This window comes from Sinomicrobium soli (assembly GCF_003285545.1).
Classification (GTDB): Bacteria; Bacteroidota; Bacteroidia; order Flavobacteriales; family Flavobacteriaceae; genus Sinomicrobium.
Genome location: NZ_QLNV01000005.1, coordinates 267,587 through 290,165, shown reverse-complemented (window position 1 = coordinate 290,165; position 22,579 = coordinate 267,587). Strand labels below are relative to the sequence as shown.

Below are 22,579 nucleotides of genomic sequence, written 5' to 3'. Positions count from 1 at the left end.
AAAAACACTATGACCTTCTCAGACTCTCAAAAATATCGATAATGACATTCCGTTTCGAGTTACTGATGGGGATCCTCTTCTTATTGGTCATGACCAGATATCCCCCATCATTTCTGCTGTATTTTTCCATGTAATTCGGATTGACCAGGTAGGACTGATGTACCCGGGCAAACAGAAATTTTTTCAGGGATTTTTCTACTTCCTTCAGTGTCCGGCTAATAACCAGCGACCGGCCGTCATCAGTGTAGATCGTCGTATAGTTACTCTGACTCTGACAATAAACAATACTGGGTATTTCTATGAACTCCAGGCCTTCTGCCGTGGGAATGGCTATTTTGTTCTTCAGTACCTCCCCGTCTTTCAGGTGTTTTAATAAACGTGCTATTTCCTGTGACGGATCGCCCGGGGTATTCTGCTTCTCCATACATTGGGAAATGGCATCCCTGAGTTCGTCTTCGTCTACAGGCTTTAAAAGATAATTAACAGCCTGTGCCCTGAATGCTTTTACGGCATACTGGCTATAGGCCGTGGTAAAGATCACGTCGAATGTCAGCTCATCAAACTGTTCCAGAAAATCGAAACCGTTCATCTGCGGCATTTCCACATCGAGAAAAAGCAGGTCGATGTCTAAGCGTTGTAAGGCTTCCAGAGCCTCGGTCGCTTTTGTACTTTTATACACAATAGGTAGTTCCGGAAACAGGCTCCGGATGTGTAATACCAGGCTTTCAACACAGTGTAATTCATCGTCCAGGATAGCAATTCTCATGATTGACAGGTGGTTTTAATATGGATAATAACAGTTGTACCCAGCGCATTGCCCAGGTCATCTTTTTTATCTATATACTCGTAATATATGGTATTCGGATGGTTTTTATTGAATAAACTGATCCGTTTGTCATTGATCTCTGTTCCCCGGCTCTTGTGTTGCTTTCCGGTTCGCGAAGCAAAAAACCTCCCTACCCCGGTATCATCTATCCTGATCTTTGTCTCATATTCCGTACCTTCAACAGCGATCGAAAGGATCTTGACCTCCTTGTTGCCCGGCAGTAGCCCATGCCATATCGCATTTTCCACAAAGGGCTGCAGAAGAAGGCTCGGCAGGCAGATTTGCTCCCCCTGTTCTTCCAAAGGATTATCGATGGTGTAGGAAAAACTGTCGTCGAACCTGTTTTTTTCCAGTTCGATATAATATTTTATCAGGTCCAGTTCCTCACTGAGGGAATGCACCGGTTTACTTGCCGTTTCCAATACCAGTCGCGAAAACCGGGCAAGCATAACGAGATATTTTATGGCCTGCTTATTCCTGTTATGCTGAATAAGGTTTTTGATCGAATTCAGGCAGTTGAACAGAAAGTGAGGGTTGATCCGCATCTGGCTCGCCAGGATCTCGGCTTCTGCAAGGTTTTTTTCATATACCGCCTTAAGACGTTCACTTTCCGCCTCAATCAGCAATTCTTCTGTTTTCTTTCTCGCATTGCGGTTTTTTTTCTGCAGGAAGAGCACTATAAGCAATGCTACAAACAGAGCAATGAGCAGCACGATGATAATCCCCCGGCTCTTAAGCCTGCTACTGTGCCTTTCGAGCTGCATTTCCTGGATGGACTGCTCTTTTTTTAACAGTGCTATTTCCGATTCCTTTTTATCCAGGTCGTACCGCCGGCTTATCGCAGAGATCTGTACCATCTGGTTCGTGAGGTTAATACTGTCCTGGTAATCCCTCGCTTTTTTATAATGGGCCAAAGCGAGGGGGTAATTGTGCAGGGCCTCATATATCCTTGATGTTTTTTCTGAGGTTGATTGCAGAAGCGCCTTGTCATTCAGGTCTTCTGCAATTTCATTGACCTGGTCAAATAAAGCAAGGCTCCGGGCATAATTCATTTTTCTCGAATTCAAATCGCCTAATTCGAGTAAGGTATACGCCTGTTGCTGCCGGTCGCCTATCTCTTTGAAAACAGTTAGGGCGTCATTGAAATAACGTGCTGATTTCTCCAGGTCTGTGCCTTCCGCCAGATAGCTTTCTCCCAATGCCTTTAGCCCCATGGCCCTCCCTTTGGCATCTTTCCGCGTTTCGTTAATTTTCAATATTTCACCGAAGTAGGCCCGCGCTTTATCGTGCTGCCCCAACTGATCGTAATATCCTCCGATCGTCAGGTTCTGAATTGCTATCCCCCGCTGGTTTCCCACCTGCTTTGCCATGCCCAGTGCTTTCTCCAGGTAGGCAAGCCCCTCTTCTTCCTTACCCGGGATGGCTATAAGCGTATTCCCTATCCCGTTACAGGCGATCTCGATATTCCGTGTATTGTTTTCCTTTTCGGCAAGGTGAAGTGCTTTCATGTGATAGGTAACAGCCATATCGTAGTCGGAGTTATACCGGCAGGCAACTCCTGCATTGTTGGCATACCGCATCTTGTCGACAGCATGCCCCTCCAGATCAGCTATCAATTCATACGCCCTGGCATGTAGCGTAATAGCTTCCCGGTATTGCTGATAAAAGCGGTAGAGCAATCCCAGATTATCCACGGCACGGGCATACAGCACGGGAGACTGTGTTTCTGCGGTTTCCATAGCCTCTATAGCTACGCGGAGATCTTCGTCATCGTTTCGGGACATGCGATGCAGCTCCCGGGACAATTCAATCATAACCACTACGCGTGCCGAATCCTCATGTTCGGCCGCGAGTTTATCGTACAAACTGTCTATTTCGGATTGCGCTGATACGATGGGAGTAAACAGGAAGCAGAGAATAGCATTCCTTAAACACCCAACCCAAAAGCATTTTCTTTTGTATTTTATATCCACCTGTTCTTTCAAATCGTTTTTTAATTTATTCCGGTTTCTCGTAAAAATCCAGGAGCAGTTCTACCCGTGTACCCAAAGCGTTATTGTATTCGTCTTTCAGGTCTACGATGTTTAGCGTTATCTTTTTGTCGTTATTATTGTGGTTAAACAGCCTTATTCTTTCCCGGGTCAGCGGGATTCCCATGGAACCCTGTGTTTTCCCTGAAGTCCCCGATAATATCCTGTCGCGTCCTACTCCATTGTCTTCGATGGTAATTTTGATCCCCGGACACGTATTTCCGACAGTGATAAGCAATTGTTTTTCCTCTTTTTCACTGGTGAGAAGCCCATGCCAGATGGCATTTTCTATAAAGGGCAACAACAACAGCGGGGGGATATAACACCCGGAATTGTCAATGTGGTTTTCAATCCGGAATGTAAAGTCGTCATTAAACCGTTTTTTTTCAAGTTCCAGATAGTCATAAACCATCATCAACTCTCTTTCCAGGGGGATTATATCTTCTTCTGCCCGGTCCAGAACCGCTCTTATAAACCGGCTGAACCTCACGAGGTATTTGATGGCTTTCCCGCTTTCCTGCTGTAAGATCAGGTATTTGATAGCATTGAGGTTATTAAAAATAAAATGCGGATTGATTTGTGCCTGTTTTGCCTGTATTTCAGACCGGATCAGGTTCCGTTCATACTCAGCAGCCAGTCGTTTTCGCTCCTGTTCCTGGAGATCCTCCTTGATCGCTATAATTTCATTCACCCGCAGCTGTATTTCCTCCTCCAGCTGCCTGTTTGCCTCACTGACTACACGTTCCTGTACAGAAAGCTGCTCGATCAGCACTCTTTGTCCCCTGTCGTGTTCCTGGTGAAGAAACACAACCCGTTCGCCCAGGGCCAACGCGAAAAAAAGAGCCTGAAATAAAATCCCCAGTTGAAAATACGACGTGGAGGAAAGATCGTAAAATGCACGGAAAGGCACTTCCAGGTCACTATACCGCACGGAGGCTATCACGGAACCCACAAGATAAAAAAGGCTCCCGGCAATAAAAAACCCTTTTACCGGCGACTGGATTTTCCTGTAGATACGGTACAGAAAATAAGAACACAGGGAGAAAATAAGGATCCGGGTACCCACAAATATAAACAGGTGATGAGATGCTATATAGGGATAAAATACAAAATAAAGCAGCGAATATATTACTGCAACCATACCAAAAACATGTAATTGCCTTGACAATATCCTGTTTTGGCGCCTGATATTGACCAGGGCTATGGCGAAAAAGATATAACACGAAAAGGAAAGTATGGTAAACGGCTCTATATACCGGGTTTTCCCCCGGAGATAATTTAAAACCAGGTTGTCGAACCCGCTTATATCCCGAAGCATCGCAAACCCGTAGAACAGGCTGAAGAGCAGAAACAGGCTGTAGTACAGGTAGATCCTTTCAGATGTTTTGAGATATACCACGAAGATGATAAACAAGAGCAGGGTTATGGCACCGCAAAAAAACACCCCCATAGAGTCTGAAATGGTGAAAGCGGCTACGGATTGGTCTTTCATGACCATGGTATAAAATTTCATCACCTGCCCGGTTTAAGAAATAGCTAAAACCCGAAGATAATCCAAAATACATACTTCAGGGCAACTTCAATTAGTTTTTAAGGGATTTGAGAGAGTATTTGCAGGTTTTTCCTGATTATCCGTCCTTTTTTATACGCACTAAACGGAACAGCCCCTATACTCATTCCCTATTGCCCCCTGTCTTTACAAGCCTTAATCTTGTACCACAAAACCAAAAATCATTTAAATGACAGTAAAAATGAAAAAATTACTATTTGCATGTTTGTGTACTGCTGCTTTTTCAACGGGCATATACGCCCAGAAAGGCGATATCAACATCAATGCCGGTGTGGATATAGCCCTTCCCACAGGAGATTTCGGAGAAGTCTATAACATGGGATTTGGTGCCACCGTCAAAGGCTTGTACGGCATCAGTGAGAACGGACAGATAGGTCTTACCCTGGGGTATATCCGGTTCGGACTCAAAGATGAATACGACGAAAACCTGAGCGGTTCTCTGGGGATTATCCCGGTTTTTGCCGTATACCGGCATCATTTCGGCAACCTGTATGTAGAGCCTCAAATAGGGTTCTCCAGCAATAAGGTAAAACTGGAGACGGAAACAACCGGTTGGGGCAGCTTTGGCGGATCGGCTTCGGAAACTTCATTTGGCTATGCTGCAGGAATCGGGTATATGTTAGGGGATATCGACCTGTCAGCCCGTTATCAGGGGCTGTCACAAGGAGGCTCGGGTATGGGGTTCCTTGCAGTACGTGCAGCGTATAATTTCTCGCTGTGACAAGCACGGCAATTCAAACGGCAGCGGTGCAATATACTGCGCCGCTGCAAAAAACAAAATTATGGATCTGATCAAAAAAACAGTCTTCACGGTCATCGCCATAGGGCTTATACTGCCTGCTCATGCGCAATTGCTAAAAAAAATAGGAGAGCGCGCAGGCAAAGCTGTGGAACGGACAATACTGAACAAGACCGACCAGAAGATCTCCGAAAAAGTGGGAGAAGGTATTGACGATGCCGTCGATGGCAAACCGGAGAGAAAGAAGAAACCACGACAGGGCGCTAACGCCCACAGGGATGTTACATACGCTGACACCTATACTTTTACACACCGGTATGTGATGAAGGTTTCAGGAGAGAAAACGGGTGCAGACGTCGTACTTAATTATTACCTGGCCCCTGACGTTTCCTATACCGGAATGGAAATGAACCGGCAGGGCATGGAGATGTTTACCATATCAGACTCAAAAGCCGGGGCTATGCATTCGTTTATAAGTGTTAACGGCAATAAAATGGCAAGCACGACATCTACCCGGTATGACGGCGAAGGGGAAGACGACATTCCGAATGACGCAAACCTGCTGGATTACAATATTACCAGCCTTCCCGACAAAATCATTGCAGGGCACTCCTGCAAGGGTAAACAGCTGGAGGACCACAAAAATGTCATCATTTTTTATTACACACAGATAAAAGGGGTGCAGCTTAACCTCTTTGACAGAGAAAAAAGCCAGCAGATCTTACCCGGGGAGTTAAAAGGTCTGTTTGATCCGGACAGTCTGATCATGTATATGGAAATCACAGAGAAAACGGGCAAAAAACAGCACGTTACCATGGAATGCCTGGAACTGTCGCCTTCCGGTTATACACTGGACACCAGGGACTATAAAAAAGGATTGTAAAATTCAGGATTATGCCACAGGAAACGGACAAGAAGGAAAAGACCATGGCTATTATCGCCTATATGACCATCGTCGGCCTGATTATAGCTTTTATCACAAACAGGGAAAAAAGGGTACCGCTTACCTCCTATCATATCAGGCAATCTGCAGGATTGGCAGTCACAGGGCTGATACTGAGCGTTGTAAATATTATTCCCATCCTCGGATGGATTATTGCCATTCTCGGCAGTTTTCTATTGCTCTATATGTGGATTGCAGGACTTATGAATGCCATGAATGCGAAACAAAAGCCCATTCCCTTGCTGGGTGAAAAATACGCGAAGTGGTTTAAAGGTCTGTGAAAAAGAAGGAGAATAACAGAAATTAACATAACCGGGCAACCGGAATAAAAATTACAATTATGGGAAAAACAGTAGTACATGCAGCCATGTATATCGTCACTCTATGTCTCGTTGTGGCTTGCTCCGGCAGCGATGATAAAAATGAAAAAACGGATACGGGGGCAGATGAGCACACGTATCACATCGTCATAGACGGTGGAAAAACCTATACCGGTGGAGTTGCCAAATCGCAGGGCGGGGTTTTCTGGCCGTTCTCGTTGGTGGAATACAGTGATGAGACCGGCAGCAAGGTATTGGCAGGGACGCTCCTCGATGCCGGAAAATTTCAGGTGGGAGTAGGTTTTACCCTCGACGAAAATAATAAACCAGGCCTTGAGGGAAGTGGTCCCGGCCTGGTTTTCGGTGAATGGGGAAGCGAGCATAAATATACTCCGGCAGGAGAAATCGATATGACGATAGAACACTATAAGGAACATGATATCACTTTTGCCGGAGCATCGGGTACGGGCGCATCGTACACCTTAAAGTTTGAAGGAACATTCAAATCGGGACAGAACGGTGAGCCTGTTAAGGTAACGGGAACCATAGTTTCTGCTGCACCTTAGTATGGCAGTTGTCTTTTATACGGTTCTGTTCGTTTAACGAATACCATAGAAATAATCATGAAAAAAACACCTATTATCCTATTGGCCCTTTTAACCGCGGCCATGATCATGCTTTCCTGTAGTGAAGACGATCCTGATGATACCCTTGGAAACGAAGATCAACAGCAGTTGGAACTTACTACAGCCGGGACCACCGTAGAAACCGGTTCGACGGTACTATTTGAAGTAACCGCCGGAGGACAATCTGTCTCCGATGCCGATCTTTACATCGACGGTGAGAGAACAGCCGGTTATCAGCACGTGTTTGACGAAACAGGCACGAAAACCGTACAGGCAAGGAAAACGGGTTATAAAGACAGTGCCCCCTTAACCATTACCATTGAGGAAAAGCCTGCTGATGTGGATATTTATGTCCTCGGACAGGAAGGGACTTCAGGTTTACACGACTATCGACCTCTCTATTGGAAAAACGGGGAAGCCGTGGCATTCAGCCATGAAACACCTGGTTCCATGATATACTACAGCATGGACGTCGCGAACGATAATATATATGCTGCAGGTGAACGAATATATTCTTCCAGCCGTGCCGCAGCTTTCTACTGGGCAGATGACAGCCATGAAGAATTAACAGGTTCCGATGGTTATGCCAAGGCACTTGATATCTGCGTGACAAATGGCGATGTTTATACAGGAGGGATTAAAAACGAGTCGGGTTCTGTCATTTCTGTAGTGTACTGGAAAAACGGGGAACCGGTTACGGTAGCGAGCGGAGCCGTCGGTGCAACCGCAGGTGGCCCCATAGCAGTAAAGGGAAATGATGTGTACATGGCGGGAATGCTGGATGGCGCATTGATGTACTGGAAAAACGGCACGGGAGTCTCCCTGCAGGGAGGCCCGGGGGAAGTGACATCCATAAACGTGACCGACAACGGTGATGTGTATATTTCCGGGTATGAATGGAAGGGTAATAAAACCATTGCCAAATACTGGAAGAACGGAGAGAGCATTGTTTTGGGCACCGGGGACCAGGAGTCTGAAGCGAGGGACATATTTATAGAGGACAACGATGTATACGTCACGGGCTGGGAGAAAATACGGCGCCCTTCCGGGTCGGGAACGGTTTCCGTAGCCCGGTACTGGAAAAACGGGGAGGCTACAGACCTGACAGACGGTTCATACCGCGCGGAAGCAAACAGCATCTTTGTTCTGGATGGTGAAGTATATGTCGCCGGGGTAGAATATATGGAACAGAGATCGGCTACGTATTGGAAAAATGGCGAAACGGTCAGGTTGTCCGATCAGGAATTCAACGGATATGCCGGGGATATTGTCGTGGTGAAAAAAACCGGGAATTAATCTGCTCCCGGTTATCAATCAACTTATATAACTAAAACAACAATCATGAAAACATTTTTTTACAGCCTGACAGGGGCATTGTGCCTGATATTTAGTCTCTCGTCCTGTGATGGCGACACGGGGCCGGAAGGACCACAGGGAGAAAAAGGAGAAACCGGGGCACAAGGTATTCCCGGAACCGATGGCAATATGTTACTGTACGGCAATCAGCCGCCTACGGCCTCAGACGGTATGGAAGGTGATTTTTATATCAACCTGCAAAACAGTATGCTTTTCGGACCAAAAAACGGGCAGGACTGGGGAAGTGCCATTGATCTGAAAGGTGAAGACGGACAGGATGGACAGGACGGACAGGACGGAAGCCAGATCCTGAGCGGGACAACAGTACCCACATCTGCCACGGGGAAAGCGGGTGATTTCTATTTCCTGACGACAACCGCCTTATTATACGGGCCAAAGACAAATAACGGCTGGGGGACCGGCGTGAACCTGAGGGGACCGAAGGGGGACAAGGGAGATCCCGGTACGGCGAATGTCATATCTTCACCGTGGTATACTTCATACCAGGGGGGGAGCGGGTCTAAGTTCAGCAGCACATCAGGAAATGGCCATAGATACTGGACACTTAACAGCAGTCACCTGGCTAATTTCAGGACCTTTACCGGTGCAACATCAATATCTGACTTTTTAATGAACGGAAATGGCACCATGCTCGTATACATCAGGGAAAATGATGCAATGCCGGTCTCCCAACTCCCTGCAGTGCTCAATCAAAACAACAGTGAATACAGTCTCACAGGTTGGGATGTTGCTACAAACAACCGTGTTACGGTTTATATTGAGAGAACCAGTGGTACCGGCGGAGTGCCCAGTTTTCAAATACGTATGGTGTTTATTCCGGCGGAACGAGCGCTTTCCGGCTCATCGGGACGGGACCATGGCAAAAATACCGACTGGAGCAAGGTGAGTTATAACGATGCGAAATCCATGTTCGGACTGAAAGATTAAGAAAAAAGGGTTACAGGGCACAGTACTGCCGGCCATTCCCTTCCGGAATGGTCAGCTCAAACAAAAACCCTCATAAACACCGGTTTTATGGGGGTTTTTTCGTGTTTCGGGGATCACGATGATCTTTCTGAGTTTGCGGATATTCCTCCATGACATCGTACTACAAAAATACTACAATCGCAATATCAGCATAAAAGCAAATATTTTAGATATTAAATTTGGGGTGTTCTATGTTTTTGTGAATATCATGGTCGACTCAATACAAATACATGCGATCCCCTTTAAAATCCCAAAATCACAACAATCTTCATTGAGGGTTCAGATCGATAAGGGGCCGCATTTCTATGACCACCTCCATTATCATCCGGAATTCCAGATTACCGCGATAAAAAAAGGGGAGGGGATCCTGTACCATGGAAATGATATGGTCCGGTTTAAACCGGGTGATGTCTTTATCCTGGGGTCCAATATTCCCCATCTCATGAAGAGTTCGAAAAACTATTTCTCCTCAAAATCGGGCGGAGTATATTCCGTTTCACTCTTTTTTAACAGGAATACCTTTGGGAAACAGTTTTTTAACATTCCGGAGTTGACTAATATCGGCTCGTTGCTTCAAAATTGCAAAAGAGGGATCTCGCTTTCCGGAGGTTTAAGGAAAGAGGTAAATGATCAGATTCTGAAAATGTCGCATGTGAGGGAAGAAGAATTGATCATCCGTTTTTTAAAAATACTGTCAACCATACGAAAAATTGGAGAATTCTATAAATCGGACAACCAATAATCAAAGCCAGGTATTTGATCTCCTAAATAACAACATTGACCTTCTAACGGATATGGCTTATATCTACACTTCAGCAGATACTTTAAAGAAAAGAGAGTTTGTCAAAACGGTGTTCGATAATAACTTATACTATAAAAATGGCATCTATCGAACACCTACAATGCTAAACTTACTTAGTCATAACCATCTGAAAATGAAAGAAAAAGGATTGCTTGTTTATGAAAAAAAAGCGGAATTTCACAAGGAAATCCCGCTATGTGGAGAAGATGGGATTCGAACCCACGACCTTTTGACTGCCAGTCAAACGCTCTAGCCAACTGAGCTACATCCCCGTAATGTCATCCGGTAACGGCCTTTAAGGTGCCTTTTCCGTTTCGAGGGGCAATATTACGGATTTTTTTTGTTTTGCGGTAGAAAAAATTTAAAAAAGGCCGGCTTCATGACCGGCCCCCTGCTCCGTTTTTTACCTTTATAACAAAAGCTTATTTATTCATATACTCCTCGATCTCTTCTATTTCAAGCGGGATATCCTGCATCAGGTTCAGCGGTTCTCCCTGTTCCTGTATCACCACATCGTCTTCCAGGCGTATTCCCATGTTTTCTCCGGGCAGGTAAATCCCCGGTTCTACGGTAAACACCATATTGGCCTGCATCGGGGTTTTCAGCGGACCGTAATCGTGGGTGTCCAGGCCCATGTGGTGTGATGTACCGTGCATAAAGTATTTTTTATACGCCGGCCAGTCCGGGTTCTCGTTCTGCACATCGGCCTTGTCCAGCAGCCCCAGTCCGAGCAACTCCGAGGTCATGATCTTCCCTACTTCCTGGTGGTACTCCCCCCACAGCGTTCCGGGAACCAGCATTTTGGTCGCTTCTTTCTTGACGCGTAATACGGCGCTATACACTTCCTTCTGCCGGGCGGTAAAACGCCCGTTTACCGGGATGGTACGCGTCATGTCGCTGGCATAGTTGGCATATTCGGCACCTACATCCATCAACAGCATATCGCCATCCTTACACTGCTGGTTATTCTCTATATAGTGCAGCACACAGGCGCTGAAACCCGATCCCACTATGGGCGTATAGGCAAATCCCCTGGAGCGGTTCCGCAGGAACTCATGCATGTATTCGGCCTCTATCTCGTATTCCCAAACGCCGGGCTTAACAAATTCCAGAACCCTCCTGAACCCCTTTCCGGTAATCTTGCAGGCCTGCCCGATCAATGCGATTTCCCGGGGTTCCTTGGTCCCCCTGATATTCTGGAGTATGGGATTGCTCTTCTCCCATTTGTGCGCCGGGAATTTTTCCTTGCACCATTTTATAAAACGGTCTTCCCGGGTCTGGGTTTCCACCGATTGCCGGTAGTGTTCATTCGTATTGAAATACACGGTATCGGCCTCCGTCATCAAACCGAAAAATATCTTTTCGAAATCTTTTAACCAATACACCGTTTTTATGCCACTCACTTCATAACCCTTTTCCTTCGTCAGTTTGGCCCCTTCCCATATCGCTATGTGTTCGTTGGTTTCCCGTACAAACAATATCTCCCTGTGTTTGGGTTCAATGGCATCCGGAAAAAGCAGTAGAATGGTCTCCTCCTGGTCGGCCCCGGAAAGATAAAAAAGGTCCCTGGCCTGTTCAAAAGGCATGGTACTGTCGGCCCCTATGGGATAGATATCATTACTGTTAAAAACGGCTATACTGCCCGGCTTCATCTTAGCCGTAAACTTTGCCCGGTTTTTCACAAAAAGGGCCGGATCTATGGGATGGTATTTCATACTGAAATTTACTATTTGAAGATTTTAAGACATTATCGCCTCCATACAAAACTATGAATTTAAGCCATAAAACCAGGCAATAATACCGGTTCTCCTTTCTTCTCATACCCGACAGGCGGTTACCTTAAACAAGCCCATATCAAAAAAACACCCGACAATAGTATCACAACAACAAAATAACACTTCTTATTTTGACATATATGCAACACAGGACAAATTTTTATGAAAAAATCCTTGCAGGTTAAAAAACTCTTTATTTATATTTGTACTACAAATAGTATTTAAATGATAATTCGTAACGAATAACTCATGAAACGACAAAACACCGACCAAAACTACAAGGGCAGAAACAGGATATTCATCTGGCAATATGCGGTTGTTCTGGCTGTTCTTCTATCAGTACAAGGGATACTGGCCCAGAATACCTTTACCGCGTCTGGGACTGTAACGGATAATGAAGGAAATCTTCTCCCGGGAGCCACTGTAATGATAAAAGGAACCTCCAACGGTACGTCTACCGATTTTGACGGAAGGTTCGAACTAAACGTAACGCCCACGGCAACTCTGGTAGTCTCCTACATCGGCTTTCTTTCACAGGAAGTGGTCGTTACCGAAGACCGTGATCTTGAGATCACACTGCAAACCGATGCCCAAGCGCTTGATGAGGTGGTTGTAGTAGGGTATGGAACCCAGTCAAAAGCAACGGTCACTTCGGCAATAAGCACGGTAAAAGGTGAAAAACTGGCCGACGTTCCCACCAATACTGTTAGCTCCAAATTGCAGGGCCGTCTACCCGGTGTGTCTGTCAAAACCATTGGAGGCCAGCCCGGACAGGAGCTTCAGATAAGGATCAGGGGAGGATCGTCCATAAACAAGAGCAATGCCCCTCTCGTCCTGGTCGATGGGTTTCAAAGAACTCTTAACGACCTCAATGCTGAAGATATCGAATCGATAGATGTGTTGAAAGATGCTTCAGCCACTTCCATCTATGGTTCCAGGGCCTCTAATGGAGTAATCCTCGTAACCACCAAACGGGGGAAGGATGGTAAATCAAGACTCGACCTGAACGTAACTACCGGAATACAAAGTTTTAACCGGCAGTACGATCTACTGTCTGCCCGGGAATATCTGGAGTGGTGGCGACCGAGAATCGCAACCTCCCGCTACGGTAACACAGAAGGATGGCTTGATGGTGCTCAACCTACAGGTATCGGAAACGACGAAGCCAGCACATGGACTCCAAGACTACTGCAATCAGGCGAAGCGGTTCCGGACGGATGGCAGAGTATGGTCGATCCCCTAACAGGAGAAACCATCACCTTTCAGGATGCTGATCTTCCCGGTCACCTTTATCGCGATGCACTCCAGTCAAACTATAACCTGTCGGCTACCGGAGGTAATGAAAATATAAAATATGCGGCAGGACTGGGATATACCGACCAGGAAGGTATTGCTATCGGAACCAAATACCAACGTTTAAACGGGCGGGTTAATCTGGATTTCAAGGTCAACGAACGTATAAAAATAGGCACAAAAACAGATTTCTCTTACAGTAAGACAAATAGTTTTCCAAATGAAGCGGCGATCTTTACTCGCGGAGTTCATAATGCTCCCACCCTGAGATCGAGATTCCCCGATGGCTCACCGGGTTGGGGAACCAATGCCACATTGGCCAATCCGCAATTCATAGTGGAAACACGAGATGCAAAGACACAGAGAACTTTTGGCACCTTCGGGGTTAATGCGAGCTGGGAACCCATAGATGATTTTGTAATAAAAGGTAGCACTTTTCTTCAGGTGCGGTTAAATGCTTATGACTATTTTGAAAAGGCACATCAGTTCAACCAACTCAGAAATGCTACTGCAGACCGGAATACCTATACAACAACACAATCGGAATTACTCCTGACTTATAAAAAGATCCTTGCAGAGAAACATAATTTTGATTTCCTGCTTGGTTTTACCGATCTGTACATGAAAACCGACAATGCGGCCCTGGCTGCAAACGGAGGAGCTACTGACAATATCCCCACCTTAAATGCAGCTCCCACAAAACAGGACGCCAGTACCTCTCTAACCAAGGAAAGACTGGTAAGCCAATTCTTCCGGCTGAATTACAATTACGATCTCAAGTATCTGTTTTCTGCTTCTTTAAGACGAGATGGCTCTTCCAAATTTGGCAAAGGTAACCGTTTCGGGTATTTCCCAAGTGTATCACTTGGCTGGATTATATCTAAAGAGAATTTTTTTTCCCAGGGAAAACTGCTCGATTTCTTAAAAGTAAGAGCGAGTTATGGTGTCACCGGAAATAATGATATAGGCAGGTTTGTAGCTCAGGGGGTCTATCAGGCAGCATATCGCTATGGAGGAAATGCCGGTACTTCGGCAACAGCTATGCCCAACTCAGCGTTAACCTGGGAAAAAACCACGCAAACCGACCTCGGGATCGAAATCGGGCTTTTAGACCAAAGCAGAATTCAGGTATCTGCGGATATATACAAAAGGAGAACAGACGATCTGCTGTTTACGGTCCAGCTTCCCCGGGAGTCCGGTTTTAATTCTGTAGAACAAAACATAGGAACCGTCGAGTATCAGGGAATTGAATTCGGAATTACATCGACAAATATAGCCACGGAAAATTTTTCCTGGACTTCCAACCTCAATTTTGCTTACAATACCAATAAGGTGAAAAAATTACCATATCGGGAAGGTATCGATAAAAACAGGATCAATGGCATCATACTTCCCGACGGTTCAGGTGTAGGCGGTATTGCAGAAGGAGAAAGCCTCGGAGCTATCACCGGGTATAAGGTAGATTACCTCATCGACACTCCGGAGCAGGCAGCCAATGCCCGTTATGATCAATCCGCTAACGGATATGATCCACAAACTGGTCAATTAGTTGGCAGGGGCACAAAATTTGCGGGGGACTTTGAATGGGTAGACCGCGACGGTGACGGAAGCATTACCAATCTTGACCAGTTTGTAATAGGAAATTCGATTCCCACTACTACAGGTGGAATAACCAATACCTTATCCTATAAAAATTTCACCCTGGATATTTTTATGGACTACGCATTGGGACATACTGTTGTAGACATGGTACATGCGTGGATGGACGGGAATAAGACCAGAAGAGTTGCCACAACAACCAGTGTACTGAACGCATGGCAGCAACCGGGTGATGCGGCACATACCAATCAGCCCAGATCGGATTTCCACGACCAAAATCATCAGGACAACCTGAGAAAAAGTGATTTTTACGCTGTAAAGGGCGACTACCTCAGCTTGAGAAACATAAGCCTAACGTATAAAGTTCCGGCGGATGTTCTCAAAAACAAACTCAGCCGGTTGGAGCTCTATGTTACCGGCAATAATCTGTATTACTTCACAAAGTACAAAGGGCCGAACCCTGAAAGGGGCGGTACCATAGGACATCAGGATGGCCAATATCCTCCCTTCAGAACATTCACTATCGGCGCCAGAATAGGGCTTTGATCTAACGTCAAAAAAAGAAAAACATGAAAACAAAAATAAATCTTGTCACCTTAATTATTTCCCTGTCAATCCTATTCCTAACAGGATGCGAGGACACCGTAGACCTCAAACCCGTAAGCAACATCTCCAGTGAATCTTTTTGGCAAAACGAAGATGATGTCCGGTCTGCTCTTTACGGTATGTACAACCAGTTCAGATCTACCTTTGACATGAAAACTGTGATATGGGGAGAATTCAGGTCAGGGCATTACGGACAAGGTGCTTCCAGTGCCACAGAATGGAATGAAATATGGGAAAACCAGTTAAACCCGACCTCTTCAGGCACAAACTGGAGTGATCTCTACCTGTTGATCAATGATGCTAACCTACTCCTGTCTAAAGGGGCCGAAATCCCCTTCTCTGATCCGTCGGAAAAAGACCATACTCTCGGGCAAGCTCATTTTGTACGGGCTTTCGCCTATTTTCAGATTGTCAAGCTATGGGGAGATGCTCCATTAGTTACCGAAGGTTTTGAATCTACCGGACAAGAACTGGAACCCTCCAGAAGTCCTAAAGCTGAAATCCTTGAACTTGTCAAACAAGATATAAGCGAGGCTCTTAATCTGTTAGGGGATGAAGCCTCTGTCAATTATATAGGATCCAATGCTGCCAATATGTTAAAGGCTGACATCTATTTATGGATAGCCAAAATTGAAGGAGGAGGCGACTCCTACCTCCAGGAAGCTCAAACCGCTATCGACGAGGTTCTGGCTGCCGGATATACTTTGGAACCTGATTTTGAAACCGTCTTCAGGGATGAAAACAGTTCCGAGATCATTCTCTCTGTTTTCTATTCAGACCTCGAAGTCGGTAATGGGAACAGGAATGGTAGTTCCGGGAGGAGTCAAACGGGTACTCACCCCTCATATATTACACTTCCTTCATTAAACGTAGTGCCTTCGGACCTTCACAATACGATCCCCGTAGCTCCAAACCCCCAATGGCTCGATCTTTCGGATTATTTTTTAAATAATGTTTTGAATCCGGCAAGTGTGGATTCCAGAACGGACGTTACCTGGAAAAGTGCCACCGCCCAAAACGGAAGTGTGACTACCTGGATCAACAAGTATATAGGTGAAGAAGTTTCCGGTACAAGGCTGTCCACTTCGGATCTTATTATCTATCGTTTTGCCGAAGCCATTCTCTTCAAGGCGGAAATTGAGAATGCACTGGACAATACCGGCGAAGCAATAACTTATCTGAATAAAATAGCCAAACGCGCCTATAATGTAGACAACTACTACACAGGGTTGGGAACTTCGGAAATTGATAATGCCATACTGAAGGAACGCATCCTGGAGTTTGTACTCGAAGGCAAATCCTGGTACGACATACAGCGTTTCGGTCAGTCGTTTCAAATCATCCCTTCCTTAATCGGAAGAGAAGGTGAAAATGAAGGCAACATATTACTGTTTCCCGTCGCACAGGACGTGTTGAGCAGAAACTTCAATATCAAACAGACCGAAGGTTATTAAAATCAGGCACAGTGCCTGCTTCTATTCAAAGTGTTTATCATGAAAAAAATGTACAAAAACAATCTTCTATTGTTTCTTATTCTTACCCTGATATTGAGTATTACGTGCAATGCTCAAAAGAGAGCAGTAAAGAATAAACCTAACATACTTTTTATCGCCGTAGATGATTTGCGTCCCAATCTGGGGTGCTATGGAAACTCTGTAGCAATTACTCCGAACATTGACAGGCTGGCAGCCCGGGGCATTGTTTTCGATAATGCTTATTGCCAGCAGGCTGTATGTGCCCCTTCCAGGGCCTCCCTTATGACAGGACGCCGGCCAGACCGTACAAAAGTATGGAATCTGAACACTCATTTCCGTAAAGCTTTACCTGACGTGGTTACCCTACCACAATATTTTAAACAGCACGGGTACCATACCGAATGCGTAGGCAAGATATATCACGACCCGGAACAGGCACAGGACCTGGTTTCCTGGTCAGTACCGGAGACCCTGGCTGTTACTGGGAAAGCCGGCCCAAAATACGTGCTTGACATCAACACCAATAAAAAGGGTTCATGGAAAGCAGCAGCTACCGAAAATGCCAATGTAGAAGACAGCGCCTATGTAGACGGAAAAGTGTCGCGGGCAGCAGTGAATATCCTCAATACCATAAAAGATAAACCGTTTTTCCTGGCCGTGGGATTCCGAAGGCCGCATCTGCCTTTCAGTGCCCCGCAAAAATACTGGTCTATGTACGACAGGGAATCCCTGCCGCTACCGGCTAATCCCGACACACCCGACGGTACTCCGGAAGTAGCATTGCATTCATCTAAAGAATTGAGAGGGTATACCGATATTCCGGAATCAGGCCCGATTCCCCGGCAAAAGATAAGGGAGCTCATTCACGGATACTATGCGAGTACTTCCTTTATAGATGCTCAAATAGGAAAACTTCTCGACAGGTTGGAGCAGCTCCACCTCATGGAAAATACCATAATCGTATTGTGGAGTGACCACGGTTACCATTTGGGCGAACACAACCTCTGGAGCAAAACCACCAATTTTGAACTGGATACCCGGGTGCCTTTGATCCTCTCCGTCCCGGGACAAAAACAACATGGAGAACACACAGATGCCCTTGTAGAACTCGTTGACCTCTATCCCACATTGGCAGAACTGGCAGGATTACCCGCTCCCGAAGGTGTAGAAGGAATTAGTATGGGCCCACTGCTCAGCCACCCAGACAAGAAATGGAAAAAAGCAGTCTTCAGCCAGTTTCCCCGACCGTGGTTTTACAAGGACGAACCAGAAATTATGGGGTACTCCGTAAGAACGCGAAATTACCGGTATACGGAATGGCTGGATTTCAGGACAAGAGAGGTAAAAGCAAGAGAACTCTACAATCATCGCAATGACCCTCGCGAAACAAGGAACCTGGCTAACAATAACAGGTTTTCGGAACAGGTAGATCGATTGAGTCATGTACTTAAAGCCGGATGGCAAAAGGCTACTCCTCATTAATTTCGATCCCGTAAAGCATCTCTCTGTGAAAAAGATAATCTTCCTGTTCAGTGTTTCGGCAATAACAGCATTCGGATGTTCAACCTCTGAAAAACAATCCCGTCCCAACATCCTCATCCTGTATGCAGACGACCTGGGATGGTCGGACATAGGATGTTTCGGTAATAATGACCACGACACCCCTTCCATGAACCAACTGGCCTCGGAAGGGATAAAATATACGAATGCCTATGCCCCTGCTCCTATCTGTTCGGCATCACGGGCATCGATCATTACGGGAAAAAGCCCCGCCCGGCTTCACTTTGAATTTGTCGCTACCGAAGCACGTATCTCAGACAAACCCCTGCTTCCTCCAAAGAGGACATTAGAACTTCCCCTGGAAGAAATAACACTGGGAGAAATAGCAGAGAAGGCTGGTTACAATACGGCATATTTCGGAAAATGGCATATTGCAAAACACAATGGGAAATACCTGAAATGGAGCAATACTCACGGCCCCTTACAACAGGGGTTTGCCACAGGAAGCGACCATTACGGGTCTCATCCGTACGATGAGAGGAACAGGATACCCGCACAACTGAAAGAAGGAGAATTTCCTATAGATACGCTGGTACAAAAAGCCATAGGTTTCCTCAAAAAACAGCAACAGGAACAGCAGCCTTTCTTTATGTTCTTCTCCAGCTATTATGTACATACTCCCGTTATACCTAATAATTCCTGGCTGATCGAAAAATATAGAAAACGCATGCCGGGAGCATCGGAAGACAGGATCAAATACGCTGCTTTTGTAGAAACGATGGATTATTATTACGGCCAGATACTGAAAGCTTTGAAACATTACGGCCTGGAAAAAAATACCGTGGTCATTTTCACCTCAGACAACGGAGGACATCCCAAATATACCGATAATGCTCCCTTACGGGGCAACAAATGGAATCTGTACGAAGGAGGAATCCGGGAACCATTTATGGTAAAATGGCCCGGTGTGATCGACAAAAACACGGAATCGTCAGAACCGGTTATCCAGTGGGATATCATGCCAACACTATGTGAACTGATGGAGCAACCCGATCCGGAAAATACGGACGGTAAAAGCCTGTTGCCCTTATGGACCGGAAAAATACCGGCACTGAAACGGAAATCTCTTTACTGGCATTTTCCGTATTACCATCCTCCGAAATCTTATGAAGGCACCAAGCCGTGTTCTGCAATTCGCCAGGGAGACTATAAATTAATATATTTCTATGAGGATAAGCAGACCGAACTGTACGATCTGGCAAACGACATCGGAGAAAGCACAGATCTCAGCTCTGAAATGCCGGAGATCACCGAAAAATTAAAAGCCCTTTTAATGAAACACCTTAAAAAAGCAAATGCCCGTTTCGCCATTCCCAATCCGGAATTTCCGGAAAGGAAAATCCAGTCGCCATAAACACAACCATAGGAAACATTTTCTGTACAATATCATGTTTAAAAATTAATCTCTTTAAGCCAATCCTAAATTCATGCAAACCACCGCTATTACAATCAGACCCATATTCTTCATACTGGTCCTCTGTATGCCTTTTTTCGCCTGTAAAAAGGAAAAACAGTCGCCGGATTTACCGCACCGACAACAAGAGATAACAGCCACTACTTACCAGGACAAGGTGCCCGTCCTCACCAAGATGGAAGATAACACTTTGCTGAACATAAAACTACACCCCAACAGTTTGTCTTCTTTTACAATCAGCAATGTCAAAATAACCCTCGACGGCACCACCGATATCCGGGATATCGAGTCGCTCAGGCTTATCTATACGGGAACAGATGCATCAAAACCGAATGCAAACCTCCAGTTTGGCGAAACGATGGAACCCGCTTCCGAAATTACGTTCACAGACCAGCTCGAGGTAAAGAACAAAGCTGCCTTTTTCAGGTTGTCCGTAAAGCTCAGGGACGAAGCAAATCTCCTGCACAGGATAGATGCTTCCTGTGAGTCGGTTACGGTCAACGACAGTGCCGTAACCCCGGATATCAAATCGCCCGAAGGAGCCCTCAGACTGGGAACAGCGCTGAGAAAACCGGGAGACGACGGGGTAAACACCTATCGCATTCCCGGTCTGGCTACCACGGCAAACGGTACCCTGCTGGCCATATACGATGTTCGCCGGGACAAAAGCAGGGACCTGCAGGGCAATATAGATATCGGGCTGAGCAGAAGCACCGATGGCGGTCAAAGCTGGGAACCCATGCAAATCGTGCTGGACCAGGGGGCATGGGGCGGCCTCCCCGAAAAGTTTAACGGCGTCAGTGATGCCTGTGTCCTGGTAGATCAAAATACCAATACAATATTTGTAGCCGGGCTCTGGATGCATGGAGTGATCAATTCCGGCGGACAATGGGTAGAAGGGCTTACCGAAGCTTCCGAAGACTGGAACCACCAGTGGAAAAACAGGGGGTCACAACCCGGGTTCGGCGTAAAGGAAACTTCCCAGTTTCTCATCACCAAAAGCACTGATGACGGACAGACCTGGGCCCGTGCCACAAACCTTACCGAAATGTGTAAAAAGGAATCCTGGTGGTTATGGGCCCCGGCTCCCGGACAGGGAATTACCCTCGAAGACGGCACCCTTGTATTCCCGACCCAGGGAAGGGACAGCCAGGGCAAAAGCTTTTCCAATATCACCTGGAGCAGGGACGGGAGCACCTGGACTACCAGCAACATGGCCAGCCACGGCACTACGGAAAACATGGTCGTACAGCTTTCCGACGGTACCCTCATGCTCAATGCACGCGATGGTAAAAACAAGGGAAACACCTCCGGAACAAACGGAAGGGTGATCTCGGTCACTGCCGACCTCGGGGAAACCTGGTCGGAACACCCCACATCACGGGGAGCCCTTATAGAGCCCGCCTGTATGGCCAGCATCCACAAACACGAATATTTTGAAGGAGGAGAAAAGAAGAGTATCTTGCTGTTCTCCAACCCCAATTCCAGAACAGCCCGCGACCACATGACCATAAAGGTAAGCTTTGACGACGGGCAGACCTGGCCGGAAGCGTACTGGCTGTTGCTGGACAAAGGAAAGGGAAGAGGGTATTCCTGTCTTACCTCCGTAGATGAAGAGACCATAGGTATACTCTATGAAGGCAGCAAAGCAGATATGGTTTTCCAGAAAATCGCTTTAAGTGATCTGATCGGAAAGTAACGGAATAAACAGGCATGCAACACAAAAGACAACATGATATCTTCGGCAACTGGGCTACATTATTACTCCCCGTTAACAAAGACAATGGCATAGACTGGTATGCCCTTGAAGAAGAGATTGACCTCCTGATAGATGCAAAATCCAATGGAATCTATTCCAATGGCACTGCCGGAGAGTTTTACAACCAGACCGAATCGGAGTTCGATCGGATACAATTAATACTATCGGAAAAATGCCTGAAAAAGAATATTCCTTTCCAAATAGGGTGCAGCCATATGAGCCCTGTAATCTCTCTTGAAAGGATAAAGAGGGCAAAAACACTAAATCCCACCGCTATCCAGGTGATACTCCCCGATTGGTTTCCTCCTTCGACCCCGGAGATTAAAAGTTTTCTTGACACTGTAACCGGAGAAGCGGCCCCTGTCAGAATAGTCCTGTACAATCCTCCCCATTCCAAAAAATTCCTGCTTCCAGAAGACTACAGGAAAATCATCGAAAACAAAATCCCGATTGCAGGATGCAAGACAAGTGGCGGTAACGAACAGTGGTATGAAGAAATGAATGTCCTCACCTCTTATATTTCAGTATTTATCCCTGGTCACTTTATGGCCACGGGAATCAGGAGAGGCATGCATGGAACATATTCCAACGTAGCTTGCCTTAATCCCTATGTTGCCCAGCAATGGTACAATAATGCTATCCAAAATGCCGATCTGGCGCTTCAACTGGAAAAGCGTATACAGACCTTTATCCATGCATGTATCACCCCCCTGATCACTAAACATGGTCTTTCCAACCAGGGAGCAGATAAATTAATGGCTGCAATAGGTAATTGGGGACCTGTTTCCACCAGACTCCGATGGCCTTACCAGGGAGCCGGACATGAAACGGTAATTCGTTTAAGAGAACAGGCTTCCTTAATCATTCCGGAATTCATACAAAAAACAAACCCTTAAATC

17 protein-coding genes and 1 tRNA gene are annotated in these 22,579 nt (G+C 46.1%); 13 read left to right on the top strand and 5 right to left on the bottom strand.

Annotation, left to right across the window (positions count from 1 at the left end; translation table 11 throughout):
• Window positions 1-7: 7 nt before the first annotated feature.
• From DN748_RS08690 to DN748_RS08680, 3 genes are all read right to left on the bottom strand, one after another.
• On the bottom strand, window positions 8-766 hold the full coding sequence (locus tag DN748_RS08690; protein WP_112371386.1) for a LytR/AlgR family response regulator transcription factor: 759 nt from the start codon (window positions 764-766) through the stop codon (window positions 8-10).
• A complete protein-coding gene (locus DN748_RS08685; protein ID WP_146746580.1) occupies window positions 763-2,691 on the bottom strand; it encodes a histidine kinase in 1,929 nt (642 codons plus the stop codon). Before DN748_RS08685 ends, DN748_RS08690 begins: the two co-directional genes overlap by 4 nt.
• A 133-nt stretch (window positions 2,692-2,824) precedes the next feature.
• Window positions 2,825-4,369 carry a histidine kinase gene (locus tag DN748_RS08680; protein ID WP_112371384.1) on the bottom strand — a complete coding sequence of 515 codons (1,545 nt, stop codon included), beginning with the start codon at window positions 4,367-4,369 and terminating at the stop codon, window positions 2,825-2,827.
• A 238-nt stretch (window positions 4,370-4,607) separates the two neighbouring features.
• Here DN748_RS08680 and DN748_RS08675 point away from each other — a divergent pair, with 238 nt between their 5' ends.
• The 7 genes from DN748_RS08675 to DN748_RS08645 all read left to right on the top strand — a co-directional run bounded on the left by DN748_RS08675 (window position 4,608) and on the right by DN748_RS08645 (window position 10,139).
• A complete protein-coding gene (locus DN748_RS08675) occupies window positions 4,608-5,147 on the top strand; it encodes an outer membrane beta-barrel protein (RefSeq protein ID WP_161554510.1) in 540 nt (179 codons plus the stop codon).
• 61 nt (window positions 5,148-5,208) lie between these two features.
• Window positions 5,209-6,048 (top strand): hypothetical protein, encoded by an 840-nt coding sequence (locus tag DN748_RS08670; RefSeq protein WP_112371382.1) that lies wholly within the window; start codon window positions 5,209-5,211, stop codon window positions 6,046-6,048.
• Between the two features lie 11 nt (window positions 6,049-6,059).
• The gene (locus DN748_RS08665; protein ID WP_112371381.1) at window positions 6,060-6,389 is read left to right on the top strand and encodes a DUF4870 domain-containing protein; all 330 of its coding nucleotides are present in this window, start codon (window positions 6,060-6,062) and stop codon (window positions 6,387-6,389) included.
• 59 nt (window positions 6,390-6,448) lie between these two features.
• On the top strand, window positions 6,449-6,994 hold the full coding sequence (locus tag DN748_RS08660; RefSeq protein WP_112371380.1) for a hypothetical protein: 546 nt from the start codon (window positions 6,449-6,451) through the stop codon (window positions 6,992-6,994).
• Window positions 6,995-7,051: 57 nt separating this feature from the next.
• Complete coding sequence (locus DN748_RS08655) at window positions 7,052-8,350, top strand: hypothetical protein (protein ID WP_146746579.1); 1,299 nt, start codon at window positions 7,052-7,054, stop codon at window positions 8,348-8,350.
• Window positions 8,351-8,395: 45 nt separating this feature from the next.
• Entirely contained in the window at window positions 8,396-9,358 is a 963-nt protein-coding gene (locus tag DN748_RS08650; protein WP_112371378.1) for a collagen-like domain-containing protein, read from the top strand.
• A gap of 310 nt (window positions 9,359-9,668) precedes the next feature.
• Complete coding sequence (locus DN748_RS08645; RefSeq protein WP_161554509.1) at window positions 9,669-10,139, top strand: AraC family ligand binding domain-containing protein; 471 nt, start codon at window positions 9,669-9,671, stop codon at window positions 10,137-10,139.
• A gap of 258 nt (window positions 10,140-10,397) precedes the next feature.
• Here the strand turns inward: DN748_RS08645 and DN748_RS08640 are convergent.
• Window positions 10,398-10,471 (bottom strand) — tRNA-Ala (locus DN748_RS08640).
• A 150-nt stretch (window positions 10,472-10,621) separates the two neighbouring features.
• Window positions 10,622-11,914, bottom strand: a complete 1,293-nt coding sequence (locus tag DN748_RS08635) for an aminopeptidase P family protein (protein ID WP_112371376.1) — start codon at window positions 11,912-11,914, stop codon at window positions 10,622-10,624.
• 309 nt (window positions 11,915-12,223) lie between these two features.
• On the opposite strand from DN748_RS08635, the gene DN748_RS08630 reads away from it, so the two are divergent.
• The 6 genes from DN748_RS08630 to DN748_RS08605 all read left to right on the top strand — a co-directional run bounded on the left by DN748_RS08630 (window position 12,224) and on the right by DN748_RS08605 (window position 22,576).
• The gene (locus DN748_RS08630; protein WP_112371375.1) at window positions 12,224-15,412 is read left to right on the top strand and encodes a SusC/RagA family TonB-linked outer membrane protein; all 3,189 of its coding nucleotides are present in this window, start codon (window positions 12,224-12,226) and stop codon (window positions 15,410-15,412) included.
• Between the two features lie 23 nt (window positions 15,413-15,435).
• Window positions 15,436-16,926, top strand: coding sequence for a RagB/SusD family nutrient uptake outer membrane protein (locus tag DN748_RS08625; RefSeq protein WP_112371374.1), 1,491 nt, complete (start codon window positions 15,436-15,438; stop codon window positions 16,924-16,926).
• A gap of 39 nt (window positions 16,927-16,965) precedes the next feature.
• On the top strand, window positions 16,966-18,429 hold the full coding sequence (locus DN748_RS08620; RefSeq protein ID WP_112371439.1) for a sulfatase: 1,464 nt from the start codon (window positions 16,966-16,968) through the stop codon (window positions 18,427-18,429).
• A 25-nt stretch (window positions 18,430-18,454) separates the two neighbouring features.
• The gene (locus tag DN748_RS08615; protein ID WP_201741448.1) at window positions 18,455-19,861 is read left to right on the top strand and encodes a sulfatase; all 1,407 of its coding nucleotides are present in this window, start codon (window positions 18,455-18,457) and stop codon (window positions 19,859-19,861) included.
• A 73-nt stretch (window positions 19,862-19,934) separates the two neighbouring features.
• Window positions 19,935-21,620 carry a sialidase family protein gene (locus DN748_RS08610; protein ID WP_317047414.1) on the top strand — a complete coding sequence of 562 codons (1,686 nt, stop codon included), beginning with the start codon at window positions 19,935-19,937 and terminating at the stop codon, window positions 21,618-21,620.
• A gap of 14 nt (window positions 21,621-21,634) precedes the next feature.
• Complete coding sequence (locus tag DN748_RS08605) at window positions 21,635-22,576, top strand: dihydrodipicolinate synthase family protein (RefSeq protein ID WP_112371372.1); 942 nt, start codon at window positions 21,635-21,637, stop codon at window positions 22,574-22,576.
• The last annotated feature ends 3 nt before the right edge of the window (window positions 22,577-22,579 follow it).

Bases quoted from the DNA above. Each gene is read 5' to 3' on its own strand.
- DN748_RS08675 (WP_161554510.1), top strand. From the start codon at position 4,608: ATGAAAAAATTACTATTTGCATGTTTGTGTACTGCTGCTTTTTCAACG.
- DN748_RS08660 (WP_112371380.1), top strand. From the start codon at position 6,449: ATGGGAAAAACAGTAGTACATGCAGCCATGTATATCGTCACTCTATGT.
- DN748_RS08655 (WP_146746579.1), top strand. From the start codon at position 7,052: ATGAAAAAAACACCTATTATCCTATTGGCCCTTTTAACCGCGGCCATG.
- DN748_RS08625 (WP_112371374.1), top strand. From the start codon at position 15,436: ATGAAAACAAAAATAAATCTTGTCACCTTAATTATTTCCCTGTCAATC.
- DN748_RS08650 (WP_112371378.1), top strand. From the start codon at position 8,396: ATGAAAACATTTTTTTACAGCCTGACAGGGGCATTGTGCCTGATATTT.
- DN748_RS08620 (WP_112371439.1), top strand. From the start codon at position 16,966: ATGAAAAAAATGTACAAAAACAATCTTCTATTGTTTCTTATTCTTACC.
- DN748_RS08690 (WP_112371386.1), bottom strand. From the start codon at position 766: ATGAGAATTGCTATCCTGGACGATGAATTACACTGTGTTGAAAGCCTG.
- DN748_RS08665 (WP_112371381.1), top strand. From the start codon at position 6,060: ATGCCACAGGAAACGGACAAGAAGGAAAAGACCATGGCTATTATCGCC.
- DN748_RS08610 (WP_317047414.1), top strand. From the start codon at position 19,935: ATGCAAACCACCGCTATTACAATCAGACCCATATTCTTCATACTGGTC.
- DN748_RS08635 (WP_112371376.1), bottom strand. From the start codon at position 11,914: ATGAAATACCATCCCATAGATCCGGCCCTTTTTGTGAAAAACCGGGCA.
- DN748_RS08680 (WP_112371384.1), bottom strand. From the start codon at position 4,369: ATGAAATTTTATACCATGGTCATGAAAGACCAATCCGTAGCCGCTTTC.
- DN748_RS08605 (WP_112371372.1), top strand. From the start codon at position 21,635: ATGCAACACAAAAGACAACATGATATCTTCGGCAACTGGGCTACATTA.
- DN748_RS08670 (WP_112371382.1), top strand. From the start codon at position 5,209: ATGGATCTGATCAAAAAAACAGTCTTCACGGTCATCGCCATAGGGCTT.
- DN748_RS08630 (WP_112371375.1), top strand. From the start codon at position 12,224: ATGAAACGACAAAACACCGACCAAAACTACAAGGGCAGAAACAGGATA.